The following is a 25,768-nucleotide window of genomic DNA, read 5'->3' as shown; positions in this document are numbered from 1 at the left end:
CATGAAAGTTTTAGAACATCCGGCAAGGACGGTAAAGCCCCAGGGCATAGGGGCGCGCGTGCTTCGCAAAGAAGACCAGCGCCATCTGCAGGGCAAGGGCAACTTTATCGGCAATATGACCATGCCGGAGCTCAACGAGGTCGCCTTCTTGCGCAGCCCGTTGGCCCATGCCCGCATCACGGACATGCGCGTGCCCAAAGAGGCCTTGGGCCGCGTCTTCCTGCGCTCGGACATGCCCGACGCGCTGGACATCGTCGCGGACTCCACCTTGCCCAGCTATCAGGTGTCGGCCATGCCGCCGCTGGCGCATGACAAGGTGCGCTATGTGGGCGAACTGGTGGCCATGGCCTTCGCGCCCACACGGGCCGAGGCAGAAGACCTCACCGAGCTGGTCGAAGTCGATTATGACGACCTGCCTGTTTACGTAGATTCCGAGAGCGCCATGCGGGCGACGGGCGACCTCATCCACGACGAGTGGAAGGACAACGTTTTCGTCACCCTCAAGGCGGACACCAATTTCGAAGAACTGGCGGCTCAGGCCGAGGTGGTCGTCAACAAGAAAGTCAGCCTGGGACGTCAATGCATGCTGCCCATGGAAGGCATGGCCGTGCTGGCATACTGGGATCATCAGGCAGACCAGTTGGTCGTCTACGCCGGAACCCAGGTACCCCACCTGGTCCGCACCGGTCTGGCCGAGTTCCTGGAGCTGCCCCAAGAGCAGGTGCGCGTCATTTCGCCCGACGTCGGCGGCGGCTTCGGCTACAAATGTATTTTGCAGCGCGAAGAACTCTGTGTCGCCTGGCTGGCCAAGACTTTCAAGAAGCCCTTCCGCTATATGGAAGACCGCCGCGAGCACCTGATCGCGGGCGCTGTCACGCGCGAGCACGAATACGAGATCACCGCCTACGCCAACAAGCGCGGCAAAGTGCTGGCCCTGGAAGCCACCATCACCATCAACGGCGGCGCCTATTCCGTCTGGCCGTTCACCACCGGCCTTGAAGCGGGGCAGGCGGTGGGCAATCTGCCCGGGCCCTACGCCTTCCGCGGCTATCGCTGCACCACGCGGGCTGTCGCGACCAACAAGCCGCCGTTCATGCCGTACCGCGGCGTGGCGCGCACAGGGGTGTGCTTTGCCATCGAACTGACCATGAACGCAATAGCCCGGGAAGTGGGGCGCGAAGACTGGGAAGTGCGTTTCGAGAACCTCGTCACGCCCGAGCAGATGCCTTACATCAACGTCACTAACAAGCATCTGGACGGCGGCGACTATCCCGCCAGCCTGCGACGCGCCCTCGAAATGGTCGATCTCGAAGGCGTGCTGGCCCGCCAGAAAAAGGGCGCGTCGGACGGCCGCCTGATCGGCGTGGGCGTCGGTACGTATACCGAGCAGTCGGCGCATGGAACCTCGGTGTTCGCATCGTGGGGCACTCCCCTCATACCCGGTTTCGACCAGGCATTCGTGCGTGTCACGCCCGACGGGGGCCTGGAGGTCCGCGCCGGCATCCATTCGCACGGCCAGGGTATGGAAACCTCGTTTGCGCAGATTGCGAACGATATCCTGGGCATCGATTTTTCGCGCATCAAGCTCGTTCATGGCGATACCGATCGCACTCCCTACTCCAGCGGGACGTATGCCTCGCGCTCGCTCGTCATGTCGGGCGGCGCCGTGGCATCGGCCTGTAAGCAGCTGCTGCCGCGCATGCGCAAGATCGCGGCTCACCTGCTGAAGTCGGGCGACGCCGCCGCGCTCGAGTTCCGCGATGGGAAGTTTTTCGTCGCCGGGCCGTCCCAAGATGAAAACGACCCCCTTGGGGGGCAGCAAGCGGGCGACAGCCCGCGTGGCGTGGGGGCATTCCCCGCCGGCGAGGCAAGCGTCTCCATCGCCGACGTGGCGCAAGCCTGGTACCTCAAGCCCCATCTGCTGCCCGCGGACGTGGACACTGGCGGTCTGGAGATCAGTGTCGGCTACAAGACCAAGGTCGACACCGGCGCCTTCACCTACTGCAGTCAGGCCGCCGTGGTGGCCGTAGATCCCCAGACGGGACAGATAGAAATCCTGGATTACGTGGTGGTGGAAGACTGCGGCATCATGGTCAATCCCATGATCGTCGAGGGTCAGTGCATCGGCGGCATCGCCCAGGGCATCGGCACCGCGTTCTACGAAGAAACGCCTTACGACGAGTTCGGCCAGCCGCTGGCTTCCACACTGGCCGACTATGTCATGCCGGGCGCTACCGAAGTGCCCAACATCCGCTTCGATCACTTCGAGACGCCCTCGCCCAACACCGAATTCGGCGCCAAAGGGGTGGGCGAAGGCGGCGGCATCGCCCCGCCGGCAGTGCTGTTCGGCGCGGTCAACAACGCGTTGCAGAGCCTCGGAGTCGAGATGACCCAGACGCCGCTTACGCCGCATCGCCTCTTGACGGCCATCGAAGCAGCACGGCATGCAGGCGAGAACACGTCGACGGGTACGACAGGAAAGTAGGATGAAAGCAGCTAAATTCGAATACGAGCGCGTGGACAGCCTGGCCGCCGCGCTGGATCTCCTCCGCGACGAAAGCGTCGTGGTCAAGGCAATGGGGGGCAGCCAGTCGCTGGGGCCCATGTTGAATCTGCGGCTGGCGCGTCCGGCCAAGGTGGTCGACGTATCGGGCCTGCCCGAGTTGCGCGCCGTCACTGAAGTCGACGGCCGCCTCCGCGTCGGCGGCGCGGTCACTCACGCCGAGATCGAAGACGGCGTCTTCCCGCTGCTGGCCGGCCACATGATGCAAAGCGTCGCCGAGCGCATCGCCTACCGCGCCGTGCGCAACCGCGGCACGCTGGGCGGCAGCCTGGCGCATGCCGATCCCGCCGCCGACTGGGTGCTGGCCACCACGGCCCTGGGCGCGCAGGTCGAAATCGCGGCGCCGGGCGGCAACAGCCGTATGGTGAACATGCCCGAATTCATGATCGGCGCCTACACGACCGAGCTGGGCGCCGGCGAACTCATCGCCGCCGTGCACGTGCCCAAGATGAACCCCGGCGCGCGCTGGGGCTATTACAAGTTCTGTCGCAAGACGGGCGAGTTCGCCGAAGCCAGCTGCTCGGCCTTTTTCGACCCATCCACACAAACGGCGCGCATCGCCGTGGGCGCGCTGGACGGCGCGCCCCAGCTGCTCGACGAGCTGGCGGCCCGCGTCGCCGAGCAAGGGGCCGCGGCCATCGACCGCGACGCCATCCATGCCGCCGTCAAGGCCATCACCCCCGAAAAATCCGAAGTGGACCGGGGCTTGTTTGTCACCGTGGTCGAGCGCTGCCTGCGCCAGGCGCTGGACGCGTAGAGGTTATTGCACATGTCTGAACTATCAATGGAAGTAAACGGGCGCAAGGTGACGGGAGACGTCCCCGCGCGCACGCATCTGGGCGATTTTCTGCGCGACAAGGTTCGCCTGACGGGCACCAACCTGAGCTGCGAACACGGCGTATGCGGGGCCTGCACCGTGCTGGTCGACGGCAAGCCGGTGCGTTCCTGCATCACGTTCGCCGTGGCCTGCGAGGGCAAGCAGGTCACCACGATCGAGGGCTACGACAACGATCCCATCATGCGCCGCCTGCGCGAAGCCTTTCACGAGAAGCACGCCCTGCAGTGCGGCTTCTGCACGCCGGGCATGTTGACCACCTCGCGCGACATCGTATTGCGCCTGGCCGATGCCGACGAGCGCCGAGTGCGCATCGAGCTGTCCGGCAACATCTGCCGCTGTACGGGCTACCAGGGCATCACGGCCGCTGTCATGTCGGTGCTCGAGGCGCTGCGCGAACAGCCCGATCCCGAGGTCGACGCCCTGCGCCGCGCCGCGGCCGAGGGCAAGGCGGCCCTGCCCGAGCCGGCCAAGGCCGAAGAGTTCGCGGGCTTCACGGCGGTGCAGCGTCCCGTCGCCAAGCCCGCCGCGCCTGCGGCCGCGGCCGCAAGCGCACAAAGCGCGGCTCCTTCCCAGGCTGCCGCGGGAGACAAGGCCGGCAAGGGCTCCAGCATCCAGGGCGGCTTCGACGTGCCCTTCCCTGCGTCCCGGGTCTGGGAGTTCATGTCCGATCTGCCCGCCGTGGCCGGCTGTCTGCCGGGCGCCGCCATTGAAGAACAGGTGGGCGACGAGGTCAAGGGCAAGATTTCCATCAAGTTCGGGCCGATGGCCGCCGCCTTCAAGGGCGCGGCCAAGCTCGAGCGCGACGAGGCTGCGATGTCGGCCGTGTTGCGCGGGGCGGGCCAGGACACGCTCAGCCAGTCCCGCGCCAAGGGCGACGTCAGCTATCGCGTCGTGGCGGTTTCGGACCAGGCCTCGCGCGTCGAGGTCGATTTGCTGTATTCCCTGCAAGGGCCTTTGGCGCAATTCTCGCGCTCGGGGCTGGTGCAGGATTTCGTGCGCCGCATGATTGCCGAATTTGGCCGCAACGTGGCCAAGCGGCTGGATCTTCCGGAGGGCGCTGAACCGGCTCCACAGGCCGAATTCAGCCCATTCAAGATGTTCATGAGCGTTCTTTGGGATCGCATCAGGCGGTTTTTTGGCGGCAAAGCCTGACGCTCCTTATTCAACACAAGCCCATCCTTACAAAAATCTAGGGAGTGATGATGAAGAAATTTCTATCCAAAGCATGGTTGAAGGGCGGTCTGGGGCTGGTCGCTTTTGCGATGGCCGCTTCGGCGGTCGCGCAGCAGAAGCTCGAGCCCCTGTCGGTCCGCCTTGACTGGACGCCCTGGGGCATCCATGGCGCCTTCCATCTGGCCAAGAGCAAAGGCTGGTACGAACAGGCCGGCCTGGACGTCAAGCTCGAGGACGGCAACGGCTCGGTCACCACGGTGCAGATCGTGGGCTCCGGAGACAGTTTCGACGTCGGCCATGCCGCGCTCGCATCGATGATGATCGCACGCGACAAGGGCCTGCCGGTCAAGGCCGTGGCGCCGTTCGCGCGCCGCAGCGATATCGGCGTGCTGGTGCCTCAGGATTCCGACATCAAGGGCCCGGCCGACCTCAAGGGCAAGAAGCTCGTCTACACCGCAGGTTCGCTCGAAGCGCCCTTCATCGACGCCTTCCTGGCCGAAGGCGGCATCAAGCGCAGCGACCTCGAGCTGCTCAACGTAGAAGCCGCCGGCAAGGTCACGACCTATGCCGTGGGTCGCGCCGACGCGGTCGTGTCGACGATTCCTTTCGTCATCGCCTCGGTGTCCGAGCGCCGGCCCTCGCGCGCCATATCCTTTGCCGACTACGGGCTCAACATGCCCAGCTTCGGCATTTTCGCCAGCGAGGAAAAGCTCAAGACCAAGCACGACCAGATCTCGCGCTTTGCCAGCGTGACGGCGCGGGCGTGGCAGTACATCTATGACGGCCATCAGGACGAGGCGGTGAAAGCCATCATGGAGCAACGGCCCCAGGCGCGCCTCGATGCCAAGATCCTGCGCGGCCAGATCGATGCGCTGTACGAATACTTCGGCAAGCCCGCCAAGGGCGAACGCATCGGCGTGCCGGTTCCCGCCGACTGGGACGAGGCCGTCAAGACCCTGCGTTCGGTCGACGTGATCAGCGACAAGCTGCAGGCGGCCGACTTCTATGCCACCGACCTGGTGCATCCCGAGAAGTACGACGAGATGGTGGCCAAATGAGCGTGTCGGCCGTTCATGCCTTGAACGTCTCCAAACAATACCCGGGCGCCCGCGGCGTCCAGGCATTGTCAGGAATCACTGCCGACATCCCCGCGGGCCGCTTCGTCAGCATCCTGGGGCCCAGCGGCTGCGGCAAAAGCACGTTCCTGCGCTGCGTCGCCGGGCTCGAGAACATCACCGGCGGCGAGTTGCAGGTCAACGGCTCTGAAGTGCACGGCCCGCCCGACGGCATCGGCATGGTGTTCCAGCGCGATGCCCTGCTCGAGTGGCGCAGCATCCGCAAGAACATCCTCCTGCCGGTGGAGTTCGCCAAGAAACGGCCCGAGGATTACGCCGGGAAAGTCGGCCAGCTGCTCGACCTGGTCGGGCTGAGCGACTTCGGGCATTGCTATCCGCGCGAGCTGTCGGGGGGCATGCGCCAGCGGGCGGCCATCTGCCGCGCGCTGGTGGACGATCCCAACCTGTTGCTGATGGACGAGCCCTTCGGCGCGCTGGACGCCTTCACCCGCGACCAGATGAACTTCGAACTGCAGCGCATCTGGATGGAAACCCGAAATACCGTGCTGTTCGTCACGCACGGCATTTCCGAGGCGGTGTACCTGGGCGACGTGGTCATGGTGTTTTCACCCCGTCCCGGCCGGCTCATGGAAACCATCACGATCGACCTGCCCCGCCCCCGCCCGCTGTCCGTGCGCGAGACGCCCGAATTCGGCCGCCATACCGCGCACATTCGCGGGCTGTTCGAGGAAATGGGCCTCATCAAGGAGGGCGCATGAAGTCCGCACTCAACAATCTGGGCATGGGTGCGGCCGGCACGCTGTCCCTCATCGTGGTGTTCGCCGTATGGGAGATCCTGTGCCGTGTGCTCGACGTTCGGGACATCATGCTGCCGCTGCCGTCTCGCATCTTTGCTGAACTGTGGGCCGACCTGCCGTGGTATCTGAGCCATTCGCTCTACACGCTATGGACCACGCTGGCGGGCTTTGTGCTGTCCGTGGTGGGCGGTGTCCTGATCGCCGTGGGCCTGGTGGGTTCACGCCTGTTCGAACGTTTTTTGTATCCGCTGATCATCGGTTTCAACAGCGTGCCCAAGGTGGCATTGGCGCCGCTGTTCGTGGTCTGGCTGGGCACGGGCGCCGAGCCCAAGATCGCCATCGCCTTCCTGATCGCCGTGTTCGCCATCATCGTCGACACGGTCCATGGCCTGCGTTCGGTACCCACCGACGTGACCGACCTGGGCAAGGTGCTGCGCGGTTCGGCCTGGGATTTCTTTTTCAAGGTCAAGCTGCCCTGCGCCCTGCCTTCGATGGTGGCGGGCATGAAGGTGGCCATGTCGCTGGCTCTGGTCGGCGCCATCGTGGGCGAGTTCGTGTCGTCGCAGCGCGGCTTGGGCTACATCATCATGAGCGCCCAGGGCACGTTCGACACCGTCCGTGTGTTTGCCGCGCTGTTCATTCTTGCCGTCATGGGCCTGGCGTTGTACGGACTGCTGGCCTGGCTGGAAAAGAAAGCAACACCCTGGAGACAGGTTCACGGTGATTGATATGGTTTTTCACCGATGACACAACGGGCCCACAAGGCCCGTTGTTCGGTACGCGCTACTTAAGGGGAACACATGCGCAGTCTACTTGCTTTATCGCGCTCGATCGACGCGCTCAGCCGACTGGTCGGCAAAGCCGTCGGTTGGGTGATTCTGGTGGTCGTGGTCATCAGCGCCACGAACGCCGTCAGCCGCAAGGCGTTCGACATGAGCTCGAACGCTTGGCTCGAACTTCAGTGGTATTTGTTCGGCGCCATTTTCTTGCTGGCCGCCGGCTATACCTTGCTCAACAACGAGCACGTCCGCGTGGACGTCCTGGCCTCCAAACTGTCGGAGCGCGCCCAGATCAAGATCGAGATCTTCGGCGTGCTGTTCTTTCTGCTGCCGGTGTGCTGCCTGGTATTGTGGATGGCCATACCCATGTTCATCGATTCATACGTCAGCGGCGAAGTGTCGTCCAACTCGGGCGGCCTGATACGGTGGCCGGTCAAACTGCTGGTGCCCGTCGGCTTTGCACTGCTCATTCTCGCCGCAGTGTCGCATTTGATCAAATGCATCGGCTTCCTGGCGGGCGCCTGCCCCAACCCTACGGTCAAGCTCCACGCCAGGACCGCCGAAGAACAGTTGGCCGAAGAGATCGCGCGGCAAGCCGCCCTCCAGGCAGAAGAAAACACGAAGAAGGGCCCCTGAACCATGGAATTCCTCATCGCGAATATGGCGCCAGTAATGTTCGCCACGCTGATCATCTTTCTGCTGCTGGGGTTTCCGGTTGCTTTTACGCTGGCTGCGCACGGCCTGTTGTTTGGCCTGATAGGCATCGAACTGGGTTTCTTCACGCCGGCGCTGTTCCAGGCCCTGCCGTTGCGCATCGTCGGCATCATCTCCAACGACACGCTGCTGGCCATTCCCTTCTTTACCTTCATGGGGTTGATACTGGAACGATCGGGCATGGCCGAAGACCTGCTCGAGACCATCGGCCAGCTCTTCGGACCCATGCGGGGCGGCTTGGCCATCGCGGTCGTGGTCGTGGGCACAATGCTGGCAGCCACCACCGGCGTGGTGTCGGCCTCGGTGATCTCCATGGGCCTGATCTCGCTGCCCATCATGCTGCGCTACGGCTATGACCGGCGGCTGGCCTCGGGCGTCATCGCCGCCTCGGGCACCTTGTCGCAAATCATTCCGCCCTCGCTGGTGCTGATCGTGCTGGCGGACCAGCTCGGCCGCTCCATCGGCGACATGTATCGCGGCGCCATCGTGCCCGGCTTCATCCTGGTGACCCTGTACATTGGCTACGTCATCGTCCTGGCGCTGTTCAAGCCCAAGGCGGCGCCGGCGATTCCCGCCAGCGCAAGGGCCTATATCGAGCCCAACGGCAGCCATGGCACGCGTTCGCTTCTGGTGCTGATGCTTCTGGCCGTGGCGGGCGCGGTGCTGATCGACGAATGGTTCATCGCCGAAGGCGCCGCCATCGACGAAGCGATCGTGATCGGCGTGCTGCTGTGGGGCATGATCGCCTTCGTGCTGGCCGTGGTCAACAAGGTGCTGCGCCTGGGCCTGCTGTCCCAGATCGCCGAGCGCGTCACCTTCGCCATGATTCCGCCCTTGGTGCTGATCTTCCTGGTGCTGGGCACGATCTTCCTGGGCATTGCCACGCCGACCGAAGGCGGCGCCATGGGCGCCGTGGGCGCCATCATCATGGCCCTGCTGCGCAAGCGACTGTCCCTGGCGCTGCTCAAGCAGGCCATGGACACCACCATCAAGCTGACGTCTTTCGTGATCTTCATTCTGGTGGGTTCCACCATCTTCACCCTGACCTTCCGCGGCGTGGACGGCGACCTGTGGGTCGAGCATCTGCTGGTGGGCCTGCCGGGCGGCGAACTGGGCTTCCTGCTGTTCGTCAGCCTGTTCACCTTCCTCATGGCCTTCTTCCTGGACTTCTTCGAGCTGGCCTTCATCATCGTGCCGCTGCTCGGGCCGGTGGCGGACAAGATGGGCATCGACCTGATCTGGTTCGGCGTGCTGCTGGCAGTCAATATGCAGACCTCCTTCATGCATCCGCCCTTTGGCTTTGCACTGTTCTACCTGCGCTCCGTCGCGCCCAAAGAGGACTACAAGGACAAGGTTACGGGTAAAATCATCGCCAAGGTGCGCACGGTGGACATCTACTGGGGTTCAGTGCCGTTCATCTGCATCCAGTTGATCATGGTGGCCATTGTGCTGGCTTTCCCCGGCCTGGTCACTCACTACAAGTCCGGCGCGAGCGACGTCGATCCCAGCACCGTAGAGATCAACATCCAAAGCGACTATGGGTCCGGAGGCGTATATGGCAGTGACAACGCAATGCCCAGTTTCGACTGATGCCACTGCGTGACTGGGTTGCCGCCCTGGCCATCATACTGGCCTGGGGCGTCAACTTCGTCGTCATAAAATGGGGGCTGGACGAGATCCCGCCCTTTTTGCTGGGCGGCCTGCGCTTCGTTCTGGTGGCGCTGGCCGCCTTCTTCATTCCCCGGCCCGCCGTATCGTGGCGCGTGCTGCTGCTGCTCGGCATGACCCTCAGCTTCGGCCAGTTCGCCTTTCTGTTCACGGCGATGACGGTGGGCATGTCCGCCGGGCTGGCCTCGCTGGTGCTGCAGTCGCAGGTGTTCTTCACCGTGCTTCTCGCGGCCGTGGTGCTGGGCGAGCGCATACGGCCGCACCATCTGCTGGGCATGATGGTCGCCGCCGTGGGGTTGGCCCTGATCGAACATGGCGCGATAGGCGGCAACGTCACCCTGCTGGGCTTCGTGCTGACGTTGGCGGCCGCGCTGAGCTGGGCCTGCGGCAACATCGTGGTCAAGTACGTCGGTAAGGTCGATATGTTGAGCCTCGTCATCTGGGGCGCGCTGATACCGCCTATTCCCTTCTTCATCATGTCCTGGCTGTTCGAGGGGCCCGCCGTCATCCGCTCCACTTTCGAGAGCATGACTTGGAAAGGCGTGGGCGCCCTGTTCTACCTGGCGCTGATGGCAACCACCCTGGGCTTTGTGTTGTGGGCCCGTCTGCTGGCCCGCCATCCGGTCAGCAAGGTGGCGCCCCTGAGCCTGCTCGTGCCCATCGTGGGCCTGCTTTCCGCGGCCATATTGCTGGGCGAGCAGCTGCATCCGCTGCAGTGGGCGGGCGGGCTCATCGTGCTGGCCGGACTGTCCGTCAACCTGCTGGGGCCGCGCATGCTCAAGGCCTTGCGGGCCTTGCGCTAAAATCTGCGTTTTATCTCGTCCCCTGCCGGTCCTGGACGGGGCATCTTCGGAGCAATCATGAAATTCGATCAGTCGGGCGTCGACGCGCTTATGGAAATCACGGCTCGTCCGGAACTCGTGTTTGTGCGAGGGGAAGGCTCCTGGCTCGAAGATCACACCGGCAAGCGCTATCTCGACCTCGTCCAGGGCTGGGCAGTCACTTGCCTGGGGCACTGCCCGCCTGCGCTGGTGGAAGCCATTACCGAGCAAGCCAAGCTGCTCATCAATCCTTCGCCGGCCTTCTACAACCAGCCCTCCATGGACTTGGCCAAGCGCATCGTGGGCGCGTCATGCTTCGATCGCGTGTTCTTCGCCAACAGCGGCGCCGAGGCCAACGAAGGCGCCATCAAGCTGGCGCGCAAGTGGGGCCGCGTAAAGCGCAATGGCGCCTACAAGATCATCACCTTCGAGCACGGCTTCCATGGCCGCACGCTGGCCACCATGTCGGCCTCGGGCAAGCCGGGCTGGGATACGCTGTACGCGCCCCAGGTCGAGGGTTTTCCCAAGGCCCGGCTCAACGACCTGGATTCCGTCAAGGCGCTCATCGACGACCAGACCGTGGCCGTCATGCTCGAGCCGGTGCAGGGCGAGGCGGGCGTGCTGCCGGCGTCGAAAGAATTCATGAGGGCTTTGCGCGAGCTTGCCACGCAACACGGGCTGCTGCTGATCGTCGACGAAGTGCAGACCGGCATGGGCCGCACGGGCAAGATGTTCGCCTACCAGCATTCGGACATCACGCCCGACATCATGACCCTGGCCAAGGGCATAGGCGGCGGCGTGCCGCTGGCGGCGCTGTGCGCCCGCGAAGAGGTCTGCGTGTTCGAGCATGGCGACCAGGGCGGCACCTATAACGGCAACCCGCTCATGACGGCGGCCGGCATCGCGGTGTTCGACACCATCAATGCGCCGGGCTTCCTCGATTCGGTGAACGAGCGGGCGCAACAGCTTTCCACCGGCCTGCTGGCGCTGTCGTCCAAGTGGGGCATGAAGGGCGAACGGGGCCTGGGCATGCTGCGAGCGCTCATGATGGACCGCGCCGACGGCGCCGCCATCGTCGAGGCCGCGCGCAATCGCTCGCCCGAGGGCATGTTGCTCAATGCGCCGAGGGCGGACGTACTGCGCTTCATGCCGGCGCTCAACATCAGCGCCGACGAAATCGATCTGGCGCTGGCCTGGCTCGACGACATCATCGCCCGGGTGCGGGCCTAGAGTCTGCGCGGCCCGGCCTCGCGCCGAACCGCCCTGTCAGCAAAGCTAAAAAAGCGCTTGCCGGATCGACCGGCAAGCGCTTTTTCGTAGCGCCATATCTGTATCTCAGCGGGCCTTGGCGACCTGCCGCCAATGATGCAGCAGCGGCTCGGTGTAGCCGTTGGGCTGGTCCAGACCCTTGAAGACCAGATCGGAGGCGGCCTTGAAGGCGACCGAGTCGTTGAAGTTGGGCGCCATGGGCCGGTACAGCGGGTCGCCGTGGTTCTGCTTGTCGACCACCGCCGCCATGCGCTCCAGCGTCTGCTGCACCTGTTCGCGGGTGACGATGCCATGGTGCAGCCAGTTGGCCATGTGCTGGCTGGAAATGCGCAGCGTGGCCCGGTCTTCCATCAGGCCCACGTCGTGGATGTCGGGCACCTTGGAGCAGCCCACGCCCTGGTCGATCCAGCGCACGACATAGCCCAGGATGCCCTGCGCGTTATTGTCGAGCTCTTGCTGGATTTCCTCGGCCGACCAATTGGTGTCGGAGGCCACCGGTATGGTCAGAATCTTTTCGAGCAGCGGTTCGGACTTGCCTTCCATGCCGCGCTGGATTTCCTGCACATCGACCTGATGGTAGTGCAGGGCATGCAGCGTGGCGGCGGTGGGCGAGGGCACCCAGGCGGTATTGCCGCCCGCCTTGAGGTGGCCGATTTTCTGCGCCAGCATGTCGGCCATGAGATCAGGCATGGCCCACATGCCCTTGCCGATCTGGGCGCGTCCGCGCAGGCCGCATTCCAGGCCGGTCTGGACGTTGTTGCGCTCGTAGGCGTCGATCCAGACGCTGCGCTTCATGTCGCCTTTGCGGATCATGGGGCCGGCCTGCATGGAAGTATGGATTTCGTCGCCAGTGCGGTCCAGGAAGCCGGTGTTGATGAAGGCGACGCGCTCCACGGCTTGCGCGATGCAGGCCTTGAGATTGACGCTGGTGCGCCGTTCTTCGTCCATGATGCCCATCTTGAGCGTGTTGGGTTGCAGGCCGAGCAGCTTCTCGACGCGGCCGAACAGCTCGGTGGAAAAGGCCACTTCGGCCGGGCCGTGCATCTTGGGCTTGACGATGTAGATGGAGCCCGTGCGCGAGTTGCCCTTGCGCTGCAGGTCGTGCATGGCGGCCAGGGAGGTGACGACGGCGTCCAGGATGCCTTCGGGCGTTTCGTTGCCGTTCTCGTCGAGCACCGCCGGGTTGGTCATGAGATGGCCGACATTGCGGATCAGCATCAGGGAGCGGGCCGGCAGGGTCTGCTCCCTGCCCTGCAGGTCGGTATAGCGCCGATCCGGATTCAGCGCGCGGGTAAAGGTCTTTCCGCCCTTGCTGATTTCTTCGGCCAGGCTGCCCTGCATGAGGCCCAGCCAGTTGCGATAGGCCAGCACCTTGTCTTCGGCATCGACGGTGGCGACGGAATCTTCGCAGTCCATGATGGTGGTGAGCGCGGCCTCGAGCAGGACGTCCTTGATTCCGGCGCCGTCCTGGCCGCCTATGGGATGGCTCTTGTCGATCTGGATCTCGAAGTGCAGGCCGTGGTGGCGGAATACCAGGGCTTCGGGCGCCCGAGGGTCGCCGCGATAGCCCAGCAGCAGCGCGGGGTCGGCCAGGCCCGTGGAGGCGCCGCCGGAGAGCTCGACCTGCAGTGCGCCTTCCAAGACCCGATAGGCGACGGCGTCGCTGTGCGAGCCCTGGGACAGGGGAATGGAGTCGTCCAGGAAGCGGCGGGCGAACTCGATGACCTTGGCGCCGCGTTCGGGGTTGTAGGCGCCGCCGCGGGTGGCGCCGCCGTCTTCGGAGATGGCATCGGTGCCGTACAGCGCATCGTACAGGCTGCCCCAGCGGGCGTTGGCGGCGTTCAGCGCGTAGCGGGCGTTGGTGATGGGCACGACCAGCTGGGGGCCGGCCTGCTGGGTGAATTCGAGGTCGAGCCGGTCGGTGCGCACCGTGACGGTGGCGGGGGCGTCCTGCAGATAGCCGATCTTGCGCAGGAACTCTTGGTAGGCGGCTTGATCGGAGACAGGGCCGGGGTTGCGCCGGTGCCAGTCGTCGATCTCGGCCTGGAGGCGGTCCCGCTCGGCCAGCAGGGCGCGGTTGCGGGGCGCCAGCTCGTGCATCAGTTCGTCGAAGCCGGCCCAGAAGGCGGCAGCGTCCACGCCCGTGCCGGGCAGGGCTTCGTTCTGGATGAAATCATAGAGGGGCGTGGCGACCTGGAGGCGGTGGCTGCGCGTTCTTTGAGTCATGGCGTTTTCCTGTGGTAAGGGAATTCATGTTGCGGCAACAGTGTCCCGCTACGATGTTTAGCAGTAGTATGGACTTCGCGCCTACTGCGCTCAACCGCCGCCCGGTTAAAGGACTTTATACTTTTTAGTATGTAATTATTTTGCTTTACCGCACTTAATTGCCAAAATCATTTGAAGGAGCAGGCGTCATGAAACGCGTACAACGTGTCGGCGCAGCGTCGGCATTACTGCTGCTGGAGGGCTGGACCGCGGCCAAGGACCGCGACGCCCTGCAAAAAACCTATGTCTTCAAGAACTTCAACGAGGCCTTCGGCTTCATGACCTGCGTCGCGCTGCAGGCCGAGAAGCTCGACCACCATCCTGAATGGACGAACGTCTACAATCGAGTGGAAGTCACTTTGACGACCCACGACGCCGACGGCGTCACCGAGCGTGACGTGGCCCTGGCGTCTTTCATGGATCAACTTGCCTGAGCGGCTTGCATGCCGGAGTACGAATGTCCGACCCCCTGGGTTTCCTGGGCCCCACGCTGACGCCCCCCTTGATGCCCTATACGGGCTTTCGCGACGCCGACGAGGCGGTTGAGCGCCTGATCGAGATCTACGAGCGCAACACCGCGTTCATACGCAAGGCGTTCGATGATTACGTGCAGGGCCGGCTGGTGCCGGGCCAGCGGGTCAGGGCCTGCTATCCGGCCGTGCGCATCAAGGTGGGCACCTATCAAGAAGTCGACAGCCGCCTGTCGTATGGCCATGTGGTGGAGCCCGGCACCTATATGACCACCGTGACCCAGCCCCGGCTCTATAGCAACTATCTGCGCGAGCAGATCGGCCTGCTGCTGGAGAATCACGGGGTGCCGGTCGAGATCGGCGAATCCGACATCCCCATTCCCCTGCACTTCGCCTTCAACGAGGGCGAGTACGTGGCCGCACACCACTCCACCGACCTGGGCAATGTGCTGCGCGATCATTTCGACGTGCCCGACCTCAGGGTGACCGATGACGCCATCGTCAACGGCACCTGGCAGGGGCGGCGCGGCGAACCCGAGCCGCTGGCGCCCTTCACCGCGCCCAGGGTGGACTACTCTCTGCACCGGCTGCAGCATTACACCGCCACGGCGCCCCGGCATTTTCAGAACTTCGTCCTGTTCACCAATTACCAGTTCTACATCGACGAGTTCTGCCAATGGGCGCGCGAGATGCTGGCGCGGGGCGAGGGCGGCTACACGGCGCTGGTCGAGCCGGGCAACGTCATCACCGAAAGGGGCGATGCCGGCAAACCCAGCGGTCCGGCGCTCAGCCGGCTTCCCCAGATGCCGTCCTATCACCTGATGCGCGAGAACCATACGGGCATCACCCTGATCAATATCGGCGTGGGGCCGTCCAATGCCAAGACGATCACCGACCACGTTGCGGTGCTGCGGCCTTCGGCCTGGCTGATGCTGGGGCATTGCGCGGGGCTGCGCACGACGCAAAGGCTGGGCGACTACGTGCTGGCGCACGGCTATGTGCGCCAGGACCATGTGCTGGACGACGACCTGCCGCTATGGGTGCCGGTGCCGCCGCTGGCCGAGATCCAGGTGGCGCTGGAACAGGCCGTGGCCGAGGTGTCGGGGCTGTCGGGCTGGGAGCTCAAGCGCATCATGCGCACGGGCACGGTGGCCAGCATAGACAATCGCAACTGGGAGCTGCGCGACCATGAAGAGCCCGTGCAGCGCCTGTCGCAATCGCGGGCGATTGCGCTGGACATGGAGTCGGCCACGATTGCGGCAAATGGGTTTCGGTTTCGGGTGCCCTACGGTACTTTGCTGTGTGTGTCCGATAAACCGCTGCATGGCGAGTTGAAGCTGCCGGGCATGGCCAGCGATTTTTATCGCCGGCAGGTTTCGCAGCATCTGCATATCGGGATCCGGGCGCTTGAAAGCTTGCGGGAGATGCCGCCGGCGCGGTTGCATTCGCGCAAGCTGCGGAGTTTTTTGGAGACGGCGTTTCAGTGACGGGTCTTTGCGCTTCGGTTTTTTTTGTAAAGAGCTCTTTGATAAAGGGCTCTTTACTTTTGTGCGGGGCTGTCGCCTGGGCTCGTAGGTATTTGCTTTGGGCTTGCAGGCCTTGGCTAGGTTCGCAGGCTTTTGTCTGGGTTCTTGAGCGGGTGAGGGCGGGCATGTGCTGCGCAGTCCGCATCATGCGGCCCTTCGAGCTTCCCGAATTTCGCTTGTGTGGTCGGGCGGCGGCAGAACTCAACCTCGCCGCTACGCGGCTCGGGATTCAGACAGGCTGGCGCCGAAATCCCCCGTCCACACAAGCGAAATTCGGCGCACGCTGAACGGACTGCGCAGTACATGCCCGCCCTCACCCTTGGGGTTTGCCATTGTTGGCTTACCGCTTACCGCGGTCCTTTTGGGTGCTCTATTTTTGGACCTGGTCGTCCTTCTTGTTGTGCTTCTCGGTTTTCTTCTTGCTGCCGCCTTTTTTCTTGTCTTCTTTCTTCTTGTCTTTCTTCTTCTTTTCGGGCCCGGCCTTTTCCTGGGGCGCGGGTTTTGCTTCGGACGGGGTTTTCGCCTCAAGCGCTGCTTTCTTCTTGGACGTGGATTTCTTCTCGGGCAGGGCCAGCATGGTGCCCCGGCAGTTTTCACTGCCGCACAGGCATAGATACTGGGCGCGCAGCTTCTTGGTGATCTTGCCCTCCATGACCAGGCCATAGTCATAGAAGAGTTCTTCGCCCTCGTCGATGTCGCGCAGGGCCATGACGTAGACCCTTGTGCCGCTGGCGTTCTCTTCGGTTTCGCAATTGGGCGCACAGGAGTGGTTGATCCAGCGTGCGTCGTTGCCCTTGTCGCCGCCGTCGATGACCTTGCCGCCGCTCAGCGAGAAGTAGAAGGTGTGGAACGGGTCGTCGGGGTTGGCCGGATGCCTTTCGTCGGCCTGCTCGGGCGTGATGCGGGTGCCGGTGTATTCGATGATGCGGGTGCCGGCGGGGATGTCGCGTGCGGCGAAGACGCCGTTGCCGTGCAGCGGCGAGCGCCGCACGGTATGCCAGGGCAGTTTGGTTTTGCTCATGCGGAGTGTCAGAACGGAGGGTCGAGGTCGTCGGCCTGGGTCGCTGCCTTGGCGGCAGCTGCCTTCTTGGCGGCCGATTTGGCGGGCGCCTTCTTGGCAGCGCTTTTCTTGGCGGCGGTCTTGGTAGCCTTCTTGGCCGCCGTCTTGGTGGCGGTTTTGGCGGCTGCCTTGGCAGCAGTCTTGCCGGCGGTTTTCCGGGCCGACTTTTCGGGCCGGGGTTCGAATTCGAAACTGATCTTGCCGTTGGCCTGCTTGACGAGATAGGCCTTGAACTTGCGATTGGTGCGGCTGGAGACGAAGCCGTCCAGCAGGTCGGTCTTGCCTTCGGACAGCAGCTTGGAGACCTGCTCGGGCGAGATTTCCTGCTGGAGGATGATCTTGCCGGTGCGGAAGTCGCAGGTCTTGTCCGGCCCGACCGATTTCTCGCAGACGTAGTTCATGCCGTGCTCGAAGACGCGCGCGCCGCATTTGGGGCATGCGCCCAAGGGCGTCTGGGCCGAGAAGTCGACCGGCTCGGCGTTTTCGTCGTCGTTCTGGCCGAAGTCGAATTCCAGCTTGTATTCGTCGGTAATGCGCAGCAAGGCCGAGAAAGGACGGCCCATCTTGCTGATGAAACCGGTGAGAGGGCCCAGCGTGCGCTCCTTGAGCAGGGTCTCGACTTCGGGGATTTCGAAGGTGCGCCCGCCCGGATGCTTGCCGATGGAAAAATCGCATTGGGTGCAGGCATAGCGGCGGTAGTTTTCCTTGACCACGCCGCCGCACTTGGGGCAGGGCGTCTGCAGGGTGGCATAGTCGCCCGGAACCGTATCGCGCTCGTACTCTTTGGCGCGCTTGACGATGACCTGCGTCATCTTGGCGATCTCGCGCATGAAGGTGTCGCGGTCGAGTTGGCGCTGTTCGATCTGCTTGAGGCGGTGTTCCCACTCGCCGGTGAGTTCGGGCGAGGTGAGCTCGTTGACGCCCAGGCCGGACAGCAGCGTCATGAGCTGGCGCGCCTTGGCGCTGGGGATCAGTTCGCGCCCTTCGCGCCGCAGATAGCCTTCGTTGAGCAGGCCCTCGATGATGGCGGCGCGAGTGGCGGGCGTGCCCAGGCCGCGCTCGGACATGGCCTCGCGCAGGGCTTCGTCGTCGACCAGCTTGCCCGCGCCTTCCATGGCGGACAGCAGCGTTGCTTCGGTGAAGCGCGCGGGCGGCTTGGTGGCCAGTCCTTTTGCCTCGATGTCCTCGGTGTGCACGGTCTCGCCCTCGGCGACCGCCACGAGCGTCGTGTCGTCTTCCTGCTTGTCGCGGCCGTAGATGGCCAGCCATCCCGGCGACACCAGCACCCTGCCCTCGGTCTTGAAGTGATGGCCCGAGACCTCGGTGATGCGGGTGGTGACGCGGAACTCGGCGGCGGGAAAGAAGACGGCCAGGAAGCGGCGGGCCACCAGTTCGTAGATCTTGCCCTCGGCGTCGCTGAGCTCGCGCGGCACCTGCAGGGTGGGAATGATGGCGAAGTGATCCGACACCTTCTTGTCGTCGAAGATGCGCTTGTTGGGCTTGATGCGGTCGGTCTTGAGCAATTGGCCGGCGAACGGGCGCACGCTGGCCGCGGCGGAGGAGCCTTCTTCAGCCAGGGCCTGCACCGTATTGCGCACGGTGGCGACGTAGTCTTCGGGCAGGTAGCGCGAGTCGGTACGCGGGTAGGTCAGCGCCTTGTGGCGTTCGTACAGGGTCTGGGCCAGCGCCAGCGTGGTCTTGGCCGAGAAGCCGAAGCGCGAGTTGGCCTCGCGCTGCAGCGAGGTAAGGTCGAACAGCGCCGGCGACATCTGCGTGGCCGGCTTGGATTCTTCGGTAACCGTGCCGGGCTTGTCGCGGCAGGCGGCCACGATGCTTTGCGCCGCGGCCAGCGACCACAGCCGCGAATCGCGCTGTTCGCTGTCGTCTGTCTTTTTGAACTTGGGGTCGAACCAGCGGCCGTTGTAGAAGCCCGCGGCGGCCACGAAGCTGGCGTGCACTTCCCAGTAGTCGCGCGGCACGAAGCTGCGTATGCGTTCTTCGCGCTCGGCCACGATGGCCAGTGTGGGAGTCTGCACCCGCCCCACCGGAGTCTTGAAGAAGCCGCCGTCCTTGCTGTTGAAGGCGGTCATGGCCCGGGTGCCGTTGATGCCGACCAGCCAGTCGGCCTCGGCGCGCGAACGGGCGGCGGCCTCGAGCGGCTTGAGGGAATCGTCGTCCCGCAGCGAGGCAAAGGCCTCGCGGATGGCGGTCTGGGTCATGGAGCGCAGCCAGAGCCGCTTGACGGGTTTTTTGACGCCCGAATACTGCACGATGTAGCGGAAGATCAGTTCGCCCTCGCGGCCCGCGTCGCAGGCGTTGATGATGCTGTCCACATCTTTGCGCTTGAGCAGCTTGACGAGCAGTTTGAGGCGTTCGGCCGACCTTTTGTCGGCGGGCCCCAGTTCGAACTGGGGCGGAATCACCGGCAGATGGGTGAAGCTCCATTTGCCGCGCACCGGGTCATTGGGCGCCACCAGGGTAAGCAGATGGCCGACGCTGGAGGCCAGGACATATTGCTCGCTCTCGAAATAGTCGCCCTCGCGCGTAAACCCCCCCAGGGCGCGGGAAATATCCAGGGCGACCGAGGGCTTCTCGGCAATGATCAACGATTTAGTCATGGTGTTCCAGGGCGCAGCAATAGCGCGGATAATACGGGGGGACAGCGGCTCAGCGCAAGTTCACCGGTAGAAAACAGTGGGTCAATATATCAAATGTTGAAGCGGGCGGCCCATCGGGGCACCGCCTCGGCCCAGAAGTCCGCCACCCCGGCAAGCGGCGGCAAGGGGTCGAAGCCCAGGTGCCGCCAGGCCTTCTCCAGGGCCGCCGGCGCATTGCGGCTGTCCAGCGGCGGGGCGTGATTCTGCTTGGACAGCTTGTGTCCGGCCTCGTCCAGCACCAGGGGCACATGCATGACCCGCGGCGCTTGCAGGCCCAGCAGGCGCGCCAGGACGCGCTGGCGCGCGGTGGAATCGAGCAGATCGGCCCCCCGCACCACGTCTGTGACGCCTTGATCGCCGTCGTCGATGACGACGACGAACTGATAGGCCCACAGGCCATCCGCCCGTCTGATGATGAAGTCGCCTACTTCCCTGGCGACGTCCTGGCATTGCGGCCCCAGCCATCGGTCCTGAAAACGTTCCGCGCCCTGTGGCATGCGGACTCGCCAAGCACGGGGCCGCTGTCCCGGGGCGAGGCCCTTGCTGCAGGTGCCGGGGTAGGCGCCCGCCGCGAGCTGCTTGCGCGTGCATGCGCAGCCGTAGACCAATCCCTGTTCGAGCAGGCGATCGAAGACCGACTGGTAGCGGCTCAGGCGCAGCGACTGCCAGGTGGGCGGCGCGTCCCAATGCATGCCCAGCGCTTCGAGCTGGCCCATGATGACGCGGTCCGCGCCCGGCACCGTGCGGGGCGCATCGATATCTTCCACGCGCAGCAGCCATCGGCCCGAATGGGCGCGCGCATCGAGATAGCTGGCCATGGCCGCCGCGAGCGACCCGTCGTGCAGCGGCCCGCTGGGGCTGGGGGCAAAGCGTCCCACATAGCCGTCCGGCGTATCGGAGGCTGCAACCATGATTTGTGCCCGCCTTGACAGGCCCCGGGCTTAGTGGGACAGACGCGTGCGGTCGTCCGTCAGGAGCTCTTCGAGGACGAGGTGGTCGACCTCGGCCTCCTGGCTCCAGAGCACCATGAGGGCGATGATCTTGATTTTTTCGAGCGGCACGGGCGATTCGTCGGCGGCCAGGGCGCGATCGATGAGGATTTCGCGCAGCGCCGCGGGCAGGACCCCGGAGCTTTCGAGAAAGCTGATGAAACCGATCGCCTCGGTGCCTAGCGCCTGATACTCGATGTCGGTGTAGACGCGCCGGCTGTCGCCTTGCGGGGCCTGGGCCAACTGGACGCATTGCTCGGTGGTTTGCGCCAAGCCATACAGCCATCCAAGGGCTTCGTCGATGTCCTCGTGCTCGAAGCCGACGGCCGCCAGCTTATGGGCCAGAGTGTCTGCATCGGGACAGGATTGCGGCGTGTAATAGTTTTCGAATAGATAGACGAGAATGTCGAACATAAGCGATTGGGTTGCCCTTTACAGAGTCCACGATGGAAAGTTGGCCGGTAAAGTCAGAAATGACTGTACGCCGATTTGTCAGGGCAGGCAACTTCTGTTTTAACTGAAATTGCAACGGGCCTGCCGCCGCGCGGCAGGCCCGTTGCTTTGCTTTATTTTACGGCTTATTGGAGGGCGCAGGCCCGCCGCCCGTTACATCATTTCGATCGCCATGGCCACGGCCTCGCCGCCGCCGATGCACAGCGATGCCACGCCCTTCTTGCCGCCGGTCTTGCGCAGCCCGCCCACCAGGGTGGCCAGCAGGCGTGCGCCGGATGCGCCGATGGGGTGGCCCAGCGCGGTGGCCCCGCCGTGGATGTTGACCTTGGCATGGTCCAGCTTGAGGTCGTTCATGGCGGCCATGGTCACCACGGCGAAGGCCTCGTTGATCTCGAACAGATCGACGTCGTCGTTCTTCCAGCCTGTCTTGTCGAATAGCTTCTGCATGGCTCCGACGGGCGCGGTGGTGAACCATTCGGGCTCTTGCGAATGCTGGGCATGGGCCACGACGCGCGCCAGGGGCGTGACGCCCAGCCGCTTGGCGGTCGATTCGCGCATCAGCACCATGGCGGCCGCGCCATCCGAGATGGACGAGGCGTTGGCCGCCGTGACGGTGCCGTCCTTCTTGAAGGCGGGCTTGAGCGTGGGGATCTTTTCGGGCATGGCCTTGGCCGGGCCCTCGTCGGTATCGATGACCGTGTCGCCCTTGCGGCCCGCCACGGTGACCGGCGCGATTTCCCATTTGAAGCTGCCGTCTTCGGTGGCGGCGCGCGCGCGGCGCAGGGACTCCAGCGCGAAGGCGTCCTGCTGCTCGCGGCTGAAATCGTACTTGCCCGCGCAGCTTTCAGCGAACACGCCCATGGCGGTGCCGCGCTGGTAGGCGTCTTCGAGGCCGTCCAGAGCCATGTGGTCATAGACGGTGGAGTGGCCGTAGCGATAGCCCTGGCGGCCGCGCAGCAGCAGGTAAGGCGCATTGCTCATGCTTTCCTGGCCGCCGGCGACGACGACGTCGGCGCTCTCGGCCTTGAGCAGGTCGTGCGCGAACATCGCGGCCTTCATGCCCGAACCGCACACTTTATGGATGGTGGTGCAGCCGACGCCCTGAGGCAGGCCGGCGCCCAGAGCCGCCTGGCGGGCCGGGGCCTGGCCCTGGCCGGCCTGCAGCACATTGCCCATGATGACTTCGCTGACGACGTCCGGCGAGATGCCGGCGCGCTCGATGGCAGCCTTGATGGCGACGGCGCCCAGTTCGTGAGCCGCCAGGCCCGACAGGCTGCCCATCATGCCGCCCATGGGTGTGCGGGCGATGGAAACGAGTACGATGGGATCGGACATGATTTTGCTCCTGATACGTTAATGATTATGGCTGATGCGTTGCTGCGGCCCCTTCGGCGCGCCCGCCCAGGCGGCGGCTGTCGTCGTAGGGGAAGATGTCCTCGATGCGGCCCTGGATGACCCGCTCGCGGCAGGCCTGCCACCATTCGGCATCGAGCAGACAGGCGTGATGCTTGAGGAAAGCCGACCGCACCCTTGCGTTACCCAGCAGAAAGCGCTCGAATTCCTCGGGAAAGACGTCGTTGGGCCCCACCGGATACCAGGGCTCGGCGGCCAATTCGGCCTCTTCATATGGGGCCGGCGGGATGCGGCGGAAATTCATCTCGGTCATGCGCTGGATTTCGTCGTAATCATAGAATACAACACGTCCGAGGCGGGTGACGCCGAAGTTCTTGAACAGCATGTCGCCGGGAAAGATATTGGCCGCCGCCAGCTCGCGTATGGCGTCGCCGTATTGGCGCACGGCGTCCTCGAGCGCAGCGTCCGAGGCGCGCACGAGATAGATGTTGAGCGGCGTCATGCGGCGCTCGATGTACACATGCCGCAATATGATGGTGTCGGGCGTTTCTTCCAGCAGGCCGGGCACCTCGCGGCGCAGCTCTTCCAGCAGCGCGTCCGAAAAGCGTTCGCGCGGCAACGCCACCTGCGAGTATTCCCAGGTGTCGGCCATGCGCCCCACCCTGTCGTGCTTCTTGACCATCTGGTACTTGCGCTTGACCGTGGCGCTGTCCATGTCGGGCTTGGCGATGCGGTCGCGGATGAGCTTGAAGACGTAGGGGTAGGAAGGCAGCGTGAACACCGCCATGACCAGCCCTTTTATGCCGGGCGCCAGATCGAAGGCGTCGCGCGAATGGGCCAGATGATGCAGGAAGTCGCGGTAGAACAGCGTCTTGCCCTGCTTCTGCAGGCCGATCGTGGTGTAGATCTCGGCCTTGGGCTTGCGCGGCAGCAGCGTATTCAGGAAATGCACATAGGCCGAAGGCGCTTCCATGTCGACCAGGAAGTAGGCGCGCGTGAAACTGAACAGGGTGCTGAGATCGTCGATCGAATACAGCAGCGCATCCAGTTCCACGTGCCCCGACGGCTGGCGCAGCAGGGCGATGGCGAAGGGATGGATGGCGCCCTGGTTGACCAGGCGGCCCACCGCATAAGCCCCTTTGTTGCGAAAGAACAGCGAGTTCAGCACGTGGATCTGGCAGTCGGGGGCGATGCGCTGGCCGGCCTCCCGCGACAAGGTGGCGCGCAGTCGGGCCACGGCCATGCGCGCCAGGGCCCGGACGTCGCGCGGCAGGTCGGCGAAGGGCGCCGCCAGGCCGAAGTCGGCCATCATGCGGATCAGAGAGGCTTCCAGGCCTTCTGTGGCCGGATAGTACACGCGGTATGAGGGCAGCCGGCTGTCGATGTAGTCGGTGGCCACGGCGGGCCGCACGAACATGAAGTCGTTGTTGAAGTAATCGCGGTGCAGGATGCGGCAGGACACCGAATTGAAGAAGGTCTCGGCGCATTCGGGCTGCCGGTGGCCGGCCAGCAGGCCTATGTAGGCGCTTTTTGCCGCCCGCCAGAAGCGCAGCTGGGGGCCGGTGAGCTCGATCTCGGCGCTGGCGCCCTCGGGACTTGCCTCGCTGCCCTTCAGGGCGGCGTTGAGCATGACCGAGCATTCGCGCACCCGCGTGTCGTAGTATTCGATCCGCTCGCGCGACAGCTGCTGGATGGCGCGCCAGTCGCCCGATTCGAACAGCGACTTGGCCCGCTGGGCACCGTAGCGGAACAAGGCATAGTGGCGATCGAAGCCCGTCAATATCGTTTGGGCCACCTCGTGAGGCGACAGCCGCTGACGCGAAACCGGTTCGATATGCTGGTGGTCGCCGGTATATATCATGACTCGTTTATAGTACGGTAGCGGCCGCCGTTACGGAAATCACTACAACCTGCGGCCGGGAGTATGGAGATATTTGATGAACCCTAACGAACAGAAGCTGACGTACCCCTGGGGCGACACCCTGCCCCAACCCGGCCAGGCCGTTGCCATCGGGGACGGAGTGCGTTGGATTCGCATGCCCCTGCCTTTCGCCCTCGATCATATCAACCTTTGGCTGCTGCGCGATGAAATCGACGGGCGCCAGGGCTGGACGGTGGTCGATTGCGGCGTGGCCCGCGACGAGGTCAAGGCCCTGTGGGAAGACGTGTTCCAGAACGCCCTCGAAGGGCTGCCGGTGCTGCGCGTGCTGGTCACCCACATGCATCCCGACCACCTCGGGCTGGCGGACTGGATCTGCCGCAAATGGGATGCGCCGCTGTGGATCAGCATGACCGAATACATGACGGGCCGCCTGTGGTCGCGGCCGCCCGTCGGCAACCTGGCCGAAGGGGGCGTCAGCGGCCAGGCCGCGGTCGATCACTTCGTCCGGCATGGGCTGGTCGATGCGTCCGCCAAAGAGCAGATTCTGCAACGCGGCAAGTACTACCCCAGCCACGTGCCCGACGTGCCGGCGCGTTTCCGCCGCATCATGGACGGCGACCGCATCGCCATCGGCGGCCGCGACTGGCGGGTCATCGTCGGCTACGGCCACTCGCCCGAGCATGTGTCGCTGTACAGCGATACCTTGCGCATGCTGATCTCGGGCGACATGGTGCTGCCGCGCATCTCGACCAACATCAGCGTGTTCGACTTCGAGCCCGAGGCCAACCCGCTGCCCTTGTACCTGAAATCGCTGCGCGGCTATGACGGACTGCCGGCCGATACGGTGGTGTTGCCTTCGCACGGCCGGCCGTTCCAGGGCCTGCACGAACGCATCGCGCAGCAGCATGCGCACCATGGCGAGCGGCTGTCCGAGGTGTCGACGGCGTGCCGGGCCTCGCCCTGTACGGCGGCGGACATCGTGCCCATCATGTTCAAGCGCGAACTCGATGCGCACCAGCTTGCCTTCGCCATGGGAGAGGCTTTGGCGCATTTGCATGCCTTGTATTACGAGGGGCAGTTGACGCGGGAGATCGGGGCTGACGGGGTGATTCGCTTCAGGGCGGTGGATCGTTGAGTTTAGGCATTATGCCGCCGTCTGAAATTCGGACTGTGGGTACTTTATTGCCTTGATCGGCCGCCGGAGTGGCGCCGTTATTATTCTAATGTGAGGCTTTTTTGCGTCCTTAAGCGCCGCTGGAGCGGGGAGTATTTGCGCCGGGCGGTCGGGCGGACTGTCGTGGTCAAGTTTTCGTGGACACCGTTTTAGGTGTATTGGCCTTCAATCCAGCCTCGTAGTGGGCTGGAGTCAGATAGCCCAGCGCTGAGTGCAAGCGCTGGGTGTTGTAGAAGTTCTC

Annotated in this window: 20 protein-coding genes; 13 read left to right on the top strand and 7 right to left on the bottom strand. The window is 64.2% G+C overall.

Translation table 11 applies throughout. From position 1 onward, the window contains the following. The first annotated feature begins 1 nt into the window (after position 1). The 10 genes from CSC67_RS03775 to CSC67_RS03730 all read left to right on the top strand — a co-directional run bounded on the left by CSC67_RS03775 (position 2) and on the right by CSC67_RS03730 (position 11,659). The gene (locus CSC67_RS03775; RefSeq protein ID WP_118993215.1) at positions 2–2,485 is read left to right on the top strand and encodes a xanthine dehydrogenase family protein molybdopterin-binding subunit; all 2,484 of its coding nucleotides are present in this window, start codon (positions 2–4) and stop codon (positions 2,483–2,485) included. Position 2,486: 1 nt separating this feature from the next. Further along, positions 2,487–3,320, top strand: a complete 834-nt coding sequence (locus CSC67_RS03770; RefSeq protein ID WP_118993214.1) for an FAD binding domain-containing protein — start codon at positions 2,487–2,489, stop codon at positions 3,318–3,320. Positions 3,321–3,332: 12 nt separating this feature from the next. Beyond that, positions 3,333–4,553 carry a xanthine dehydrogenase family Fe-S subunit gene (locus tag CSC67_RS03765; RefSeq protein ID WP_425337626.1) on the top strand — a complete coding sequence of 407 codons (1,221 nt, stop codon included), beginning with the start codon at positions 3,333–3,335 and terminating at the stop codon, positions 4,551–4,553. A 47-nt stretch (positions 4,554–4,600) separates the two neighbouring features. After that, on the top strand, positions 4,601–5,632 hold the full coding sequence (locus CSC67_RS03760) for an ABC transporter substrate-binding protein (RefSeq protein ID WP_118993212.1): 1,032 nt from the start codon (positions 4,601–4,603) through the stop codon (positions 5,630–5,632). Beyond that, complete coding sequence (locus tag CSC67_RS03755) at positions 5,629–6,408, top strand: ABC transporter ATP-binding protein (RefSeq protein WP_118993211.1); 780 nt, start codon at positions 5,629–5,631, stop codon at positions 6,406–6,408. Before CSC67_RS03760 ends, CSC67_RS03755 begins: the two co-directional genes overlap by 4 nt. Further along, positions 6,405–7,175 (top strand): ABC transporter permease, encoded by a 771-nt coding sequence (locus CSC67_RS03750; protein WP_118993210.1) that lies wholly within the window; start codon positions 6,405–6,407, stop codon positions 7,173–7,175. Before CSC67_RS03755 ends, CSC67_RS03750 begins: the two co-directional genes overlap by 4 nt. A gap of 72 nt (positions 7,176–7,247) precedes the next feature. Beyond that, on the top strand, positions 7,248–7,862 hold the full coding sequence (locus CSC67_RS03745; protein ID WP_118993209.1) for a TRAP transporter small permease subunit: 615 nt from the start codon (positions 7,248–7,250) through the stop codon (positions 7,860–7,862). A gap of 3 nt (positions 7,863–7,865) precedes the next feature. Then, entirely contained in the window at positions 7,866–9,530 is a 1,665-nt protein-coding gene (locus tag CSC67_RS03740) for a TRAP transporter large permease (protein ID WP_118993208.1), read from the top strand. Beyond that, positions 9,530–10,411, top strand: a complete 882-nt coding sequence (locus tag CSC67_RS03735; protein ID WP_118993207.1) for an EamA family transporter — start codon at positions 9,530–9,532, stop codon at positions 10,409–10,411. The genes CSC67_RS03740 and CSC67_RS03735 overlap by 1 nt, the downstream gene beginning before the upstream one ends. 57 nt (positions 10,412–10,468) lie before the next feature. Beyond that, positions 10,469–11,659 (top strand): acetylornithine transaminase, encoded by a 1,191-nt coding sequence (locus CSC67_RS03730; protein WP_118993206.1) that lies wholly within the window; start codon positions 10,469–10,471, stop codon positions 11,657–11,659. A 105-nt stretch (positions 11,660–11,764) separates the two neighbouring features. Here the strand turns inward: CSC67_RS03730 and CSC67_RS03725 are convergent, their stop codons facing one another. Further along, on the bottom strand, positions 11,765–13,924 hold the full coding sequence (locus tag CSC67_RS03725; RefSeq protein ID WP_118993205.1) for a malate synthase G: 2,160 nt from the start codon (positions 13,922–13,924) through the stop codon (positions 11,765–11,767). Between the two features lie 188 nt (positions 13,925–14,112). On the opposite strand from CSC67_RS03725, the gene CSC67_RS03720 reads away from it, so the two are divergent. Both CSC67_RS03720 and CSC67_RS03715 read left to right on the top strand, forming a co-directional pair. Further along, complete coding sequence (locus tag CSC67_RS03720; RefSeq protein WP_118993204.1) at positions 14,113–14,397, top strand: 4a-hydroxytetrahydrobiopterin dehydratase; 285 nt, start codon at positions 14,113–14,115, stop codon at positions 14,395–14,397. 71 nt (positions 14,398–14,468) lie between these two features. Next, positions 14,469–15,920, top strand: a complete 1,452-nt coding sequence (locus CSC67_RS03715) for an AMP nucleosidase (protein WP_245220155.1) — start codon at positions 14,469–14,471, stop codon at positions 15,918–15,920. A 409-nt stretch (positions 15,921–16,329) separates the two neighbouring features. On the opposite strand, the gene CSC67_RS03710 is transcribed toward CSC67_RS03715, so the two are convergent. The 6 genes from CSC67_RS03710 to aceK all read right to left on the bottom strand — a co-directional run bounded on the left by CSC67_RS03710 (position 16,330) and on the right by aceK (position 24,332). Next, positions 16,330–16,980, bottom strand: coding sequence for an SET domain-containing protein (locus CSC67_RS03710; RefSeq protein WP_118993202.1), 651 nt, complete (start codon positions 16,978–16,980; stop codon positions 16,330–16,332). An 8-nt stretch (positions 16,981–16,988) separates the two neighbouring features. Beyond that, positions 16,989–19,637 carry a DNA topoisomerase III gene (locus CSC67_RS03705; RefSeq protein ID WP_118993201.1) on the bottom strand — a complete coding sequence of 883 codons (2,649 nt, stop codon included), beginning with the start codon at positions 19,635–19,637 and terminating at the stop codon, positions 16,989–16,991. A gap of 89 nt (positions 19,638–19,726) precedes the next feature. Beyond that, positions 19,727–20,587: a tRNA glutamyl-Q(34) synthetase GluQRS gene (gene gluQRS / locus CSC67_RS03700; RefSeq protein WP_118993200.1), complete on the bottom strand. Its 861-nt coding sequence runs from the start codon at positions 20,585–20,587 to the stop codon at positions 19,727–19,729. Positions 20,588–20,617: 30 nt separating this feature from the next. Next, a complete protein-coding gene (locus CSC67_RS03695; protein WP_118993199.1) occupies positions 20,618–21,079 on the bottom strand; it encodes a Smg family protein in 462 nt (153 codons plus the stop codon). A 192-nt stretch (positions 21,080–21,271) separates the two neighbouring features. Beyond that, positions 21,272–22,453 carry an acetyl-CoA C-acyltransferase gene (locus CSC67_RS03690; protein ID WP_118993198.1) on the bottom strand — a complete coding sequence of 394 codons (1,182 nt, stop codon included), beginning with the start codon at positions 22,451–22,453 and terminating at the stop codon, positions 21,272–21,274. 25 nt (positions 22,454–22,478) lie between these two features. Further along, positions 22,479–24,332, bottom strand: coding sequence for a bifunctional isocitrate dehydrogenase kinase/phosphatase (gene aceK / locus CSC67_RS03685; protein ID WP_118993197.1), 1,854 nt, complete (start codon positions 24,330–24,332; stop codon positions 22,479–22,481). Positions 24,333–24,408: 76 nt separating this feature from the next. On the opposite strand from aceK, the gene CSC67_RS03680 reads away from it, so the two are divergent. Further along, on the top strand, positions 24,409–25,488 hold the full coding sequence (locus CSC67_RS03680) for an MBL fold metallo-hydrolase (protein ID WP_118993196.1): 1,080 nt from the start codon (positions 24,409–24,411) through the stop codon (positions 25,486–25,488). Positions 25,489–25,768: the final 280 nt, after the last annotated feature.

It is taken from the genome of Pusillimonas caeni (genome assembly GCF_003545815.1).
Classification (GTDB): Bacteria; Pseudomonadota; Gammaproteobacteria; order Burkholderiales; family Burkholderiaceae_B; genus Pusillimonas; species Pusillimonas caeni.
The sequence above is the reverse complement of the archived record's forward strand: the minus strand, read 5'-3'. Positions and strand labels throughout refer to the sequence as shown.

Bases quoted from the DNA above. Each gene is read 5' to 3' on its own strand.
- aceK (WP_118993197.1), bottom strand. From the start codon at position 24,332: ATGATATATACCGGCGACCACCAGCATATCGAACCGGTTTCGCGTCAG.
- CSC67_RS03775 (WP_118993215.1), top strand. From the start codon at position 2: ATGAAAGTTTTAGAACATCCGGCAAGGACGGTAAAGCCCCAGGGCATA.
- CSC67_RS03715 (WP_245220155.1), top strand. From the start codon at position 14,469: ATGCCCTATACGGGCTTTCGCGACGCCGACGAGGCGGTTGAGCGCCTG.
- CSC67_RS03770 (WP_118993214.1), top strand. From the start codon at position 2,487: ATGAAAGCAGCTAAATTCGAATACGAGCGCGTGGACAGCCTGGCCGCC.
- CSC67_RS03710 (WP_118993202.1), bottom strand. From the start codon at position 16,980: ATGAGCAAAACCAAACTGCCCTGGCATACCGTGCGGCGCTCGCCGCTG.
- CSC67_RS03745 (WP_118993209.1), top strand. From the start codon at position 7,248: ATGCGCAGTCTACTTGCTTTATCGCGCTCGATCGACGCGCTCAGCCGA.
- CSC67_RS03730 (WP_118993206.1), top strand. From the start codon at position 10,469: ATGAAATTCGATCAGTCGGGCGTCGACGCGCTTATGGAAATCACGGCT.
- CSC67_RS03680 (WP_118993196.1), top strand. From the start codon at position 24,409: ATGAACCCTAACGAACAGAAGCTGACGTACCCCTGGGGCGACACCCTG.
- CSC67_RS03755 (WP_118993211.1), top strand. From the start codon at position 5,629: ATGAGCGTGTCGGCCGTTCATGCCTTGAACGTCTCCAAACAATACCCG.
- CSC67_RS03735 (WP_118993207.1), top strand. From the start codon at position 9,530: ATGCCACTGCGTGACTGGGTTGCCGCCCTGGCCATCATACTGGCCTGG.
- CSC67_RS03765 (WP_425337626.1), top strand. From the start codon at position 3,333: ATGTCTGAACTATCAATGGAAGTAAACGGGCGCAAGGTGACGGGAGAC.
- CSC67_RS03750 (WP_118993210.1), top strand. From the start codon at position 6,405: ATGAAGTCCGCACTCAACAATCTGGGCATGGGTGCGGCCGGCACGCTG.
- gluQRS (WP_118993200.1), bottom strand. From the start codon at position 20,587: ATGGTTGCAGCCTCCGATACGCCGGACGGCTATGTGGGACGCTTTGCC.
- CSC67_RS03725 (WP_118993205.1), bottom strand. From the start codon at position 13,924: ATGACTCAAAGAACGCGCAGCCACCGCCTCCAGGTCGCCACGCCCCTC.
- CSC67_RS03705 (WP_118993201.1), bottom strand. From the start codon at position 19,637: ATGACTAAATCGTTGATCATTGCCGAGAAGCCCTCGGTCGCCCTGGAT.
- CSC67_RS03695 (WP_118993199.1), bottom strand. From the start codon at position 21,079: ATGTTCGACATTCTCGTCTATCTATTCGAAAACTATTACACGCCGCAA.
- CSC67_RS03740 (WP_118993208.1), top strand. From the start codon at position 7,866: ATGGAATTCCTCATCGCGAATATGGCGCCAGTAATGTTCGCCACGCTG.
- CSC67_RS03690 (WP_118993198.1), bottom strand. From the start codon at position 22,453: ATGTCCGATCCCATCGTACTCGTTTCCATCGCCCGCACACCCATGGGC.
- CSC67_RS03720 (WP_118993204.1), top strand. From the start codon at position 14,113: ATGAAACGCGTACAACGTGTCGGCGCAGCGTCGGCATTACTGCTGCTG.
- CSC67_RS03760 (WP_118993212.1), top strand. From the start codon at position 4,601: ATGATGAAGAAATTTCTATCCAAAGCATGGTTGAAGGGCGGTCTGGGG.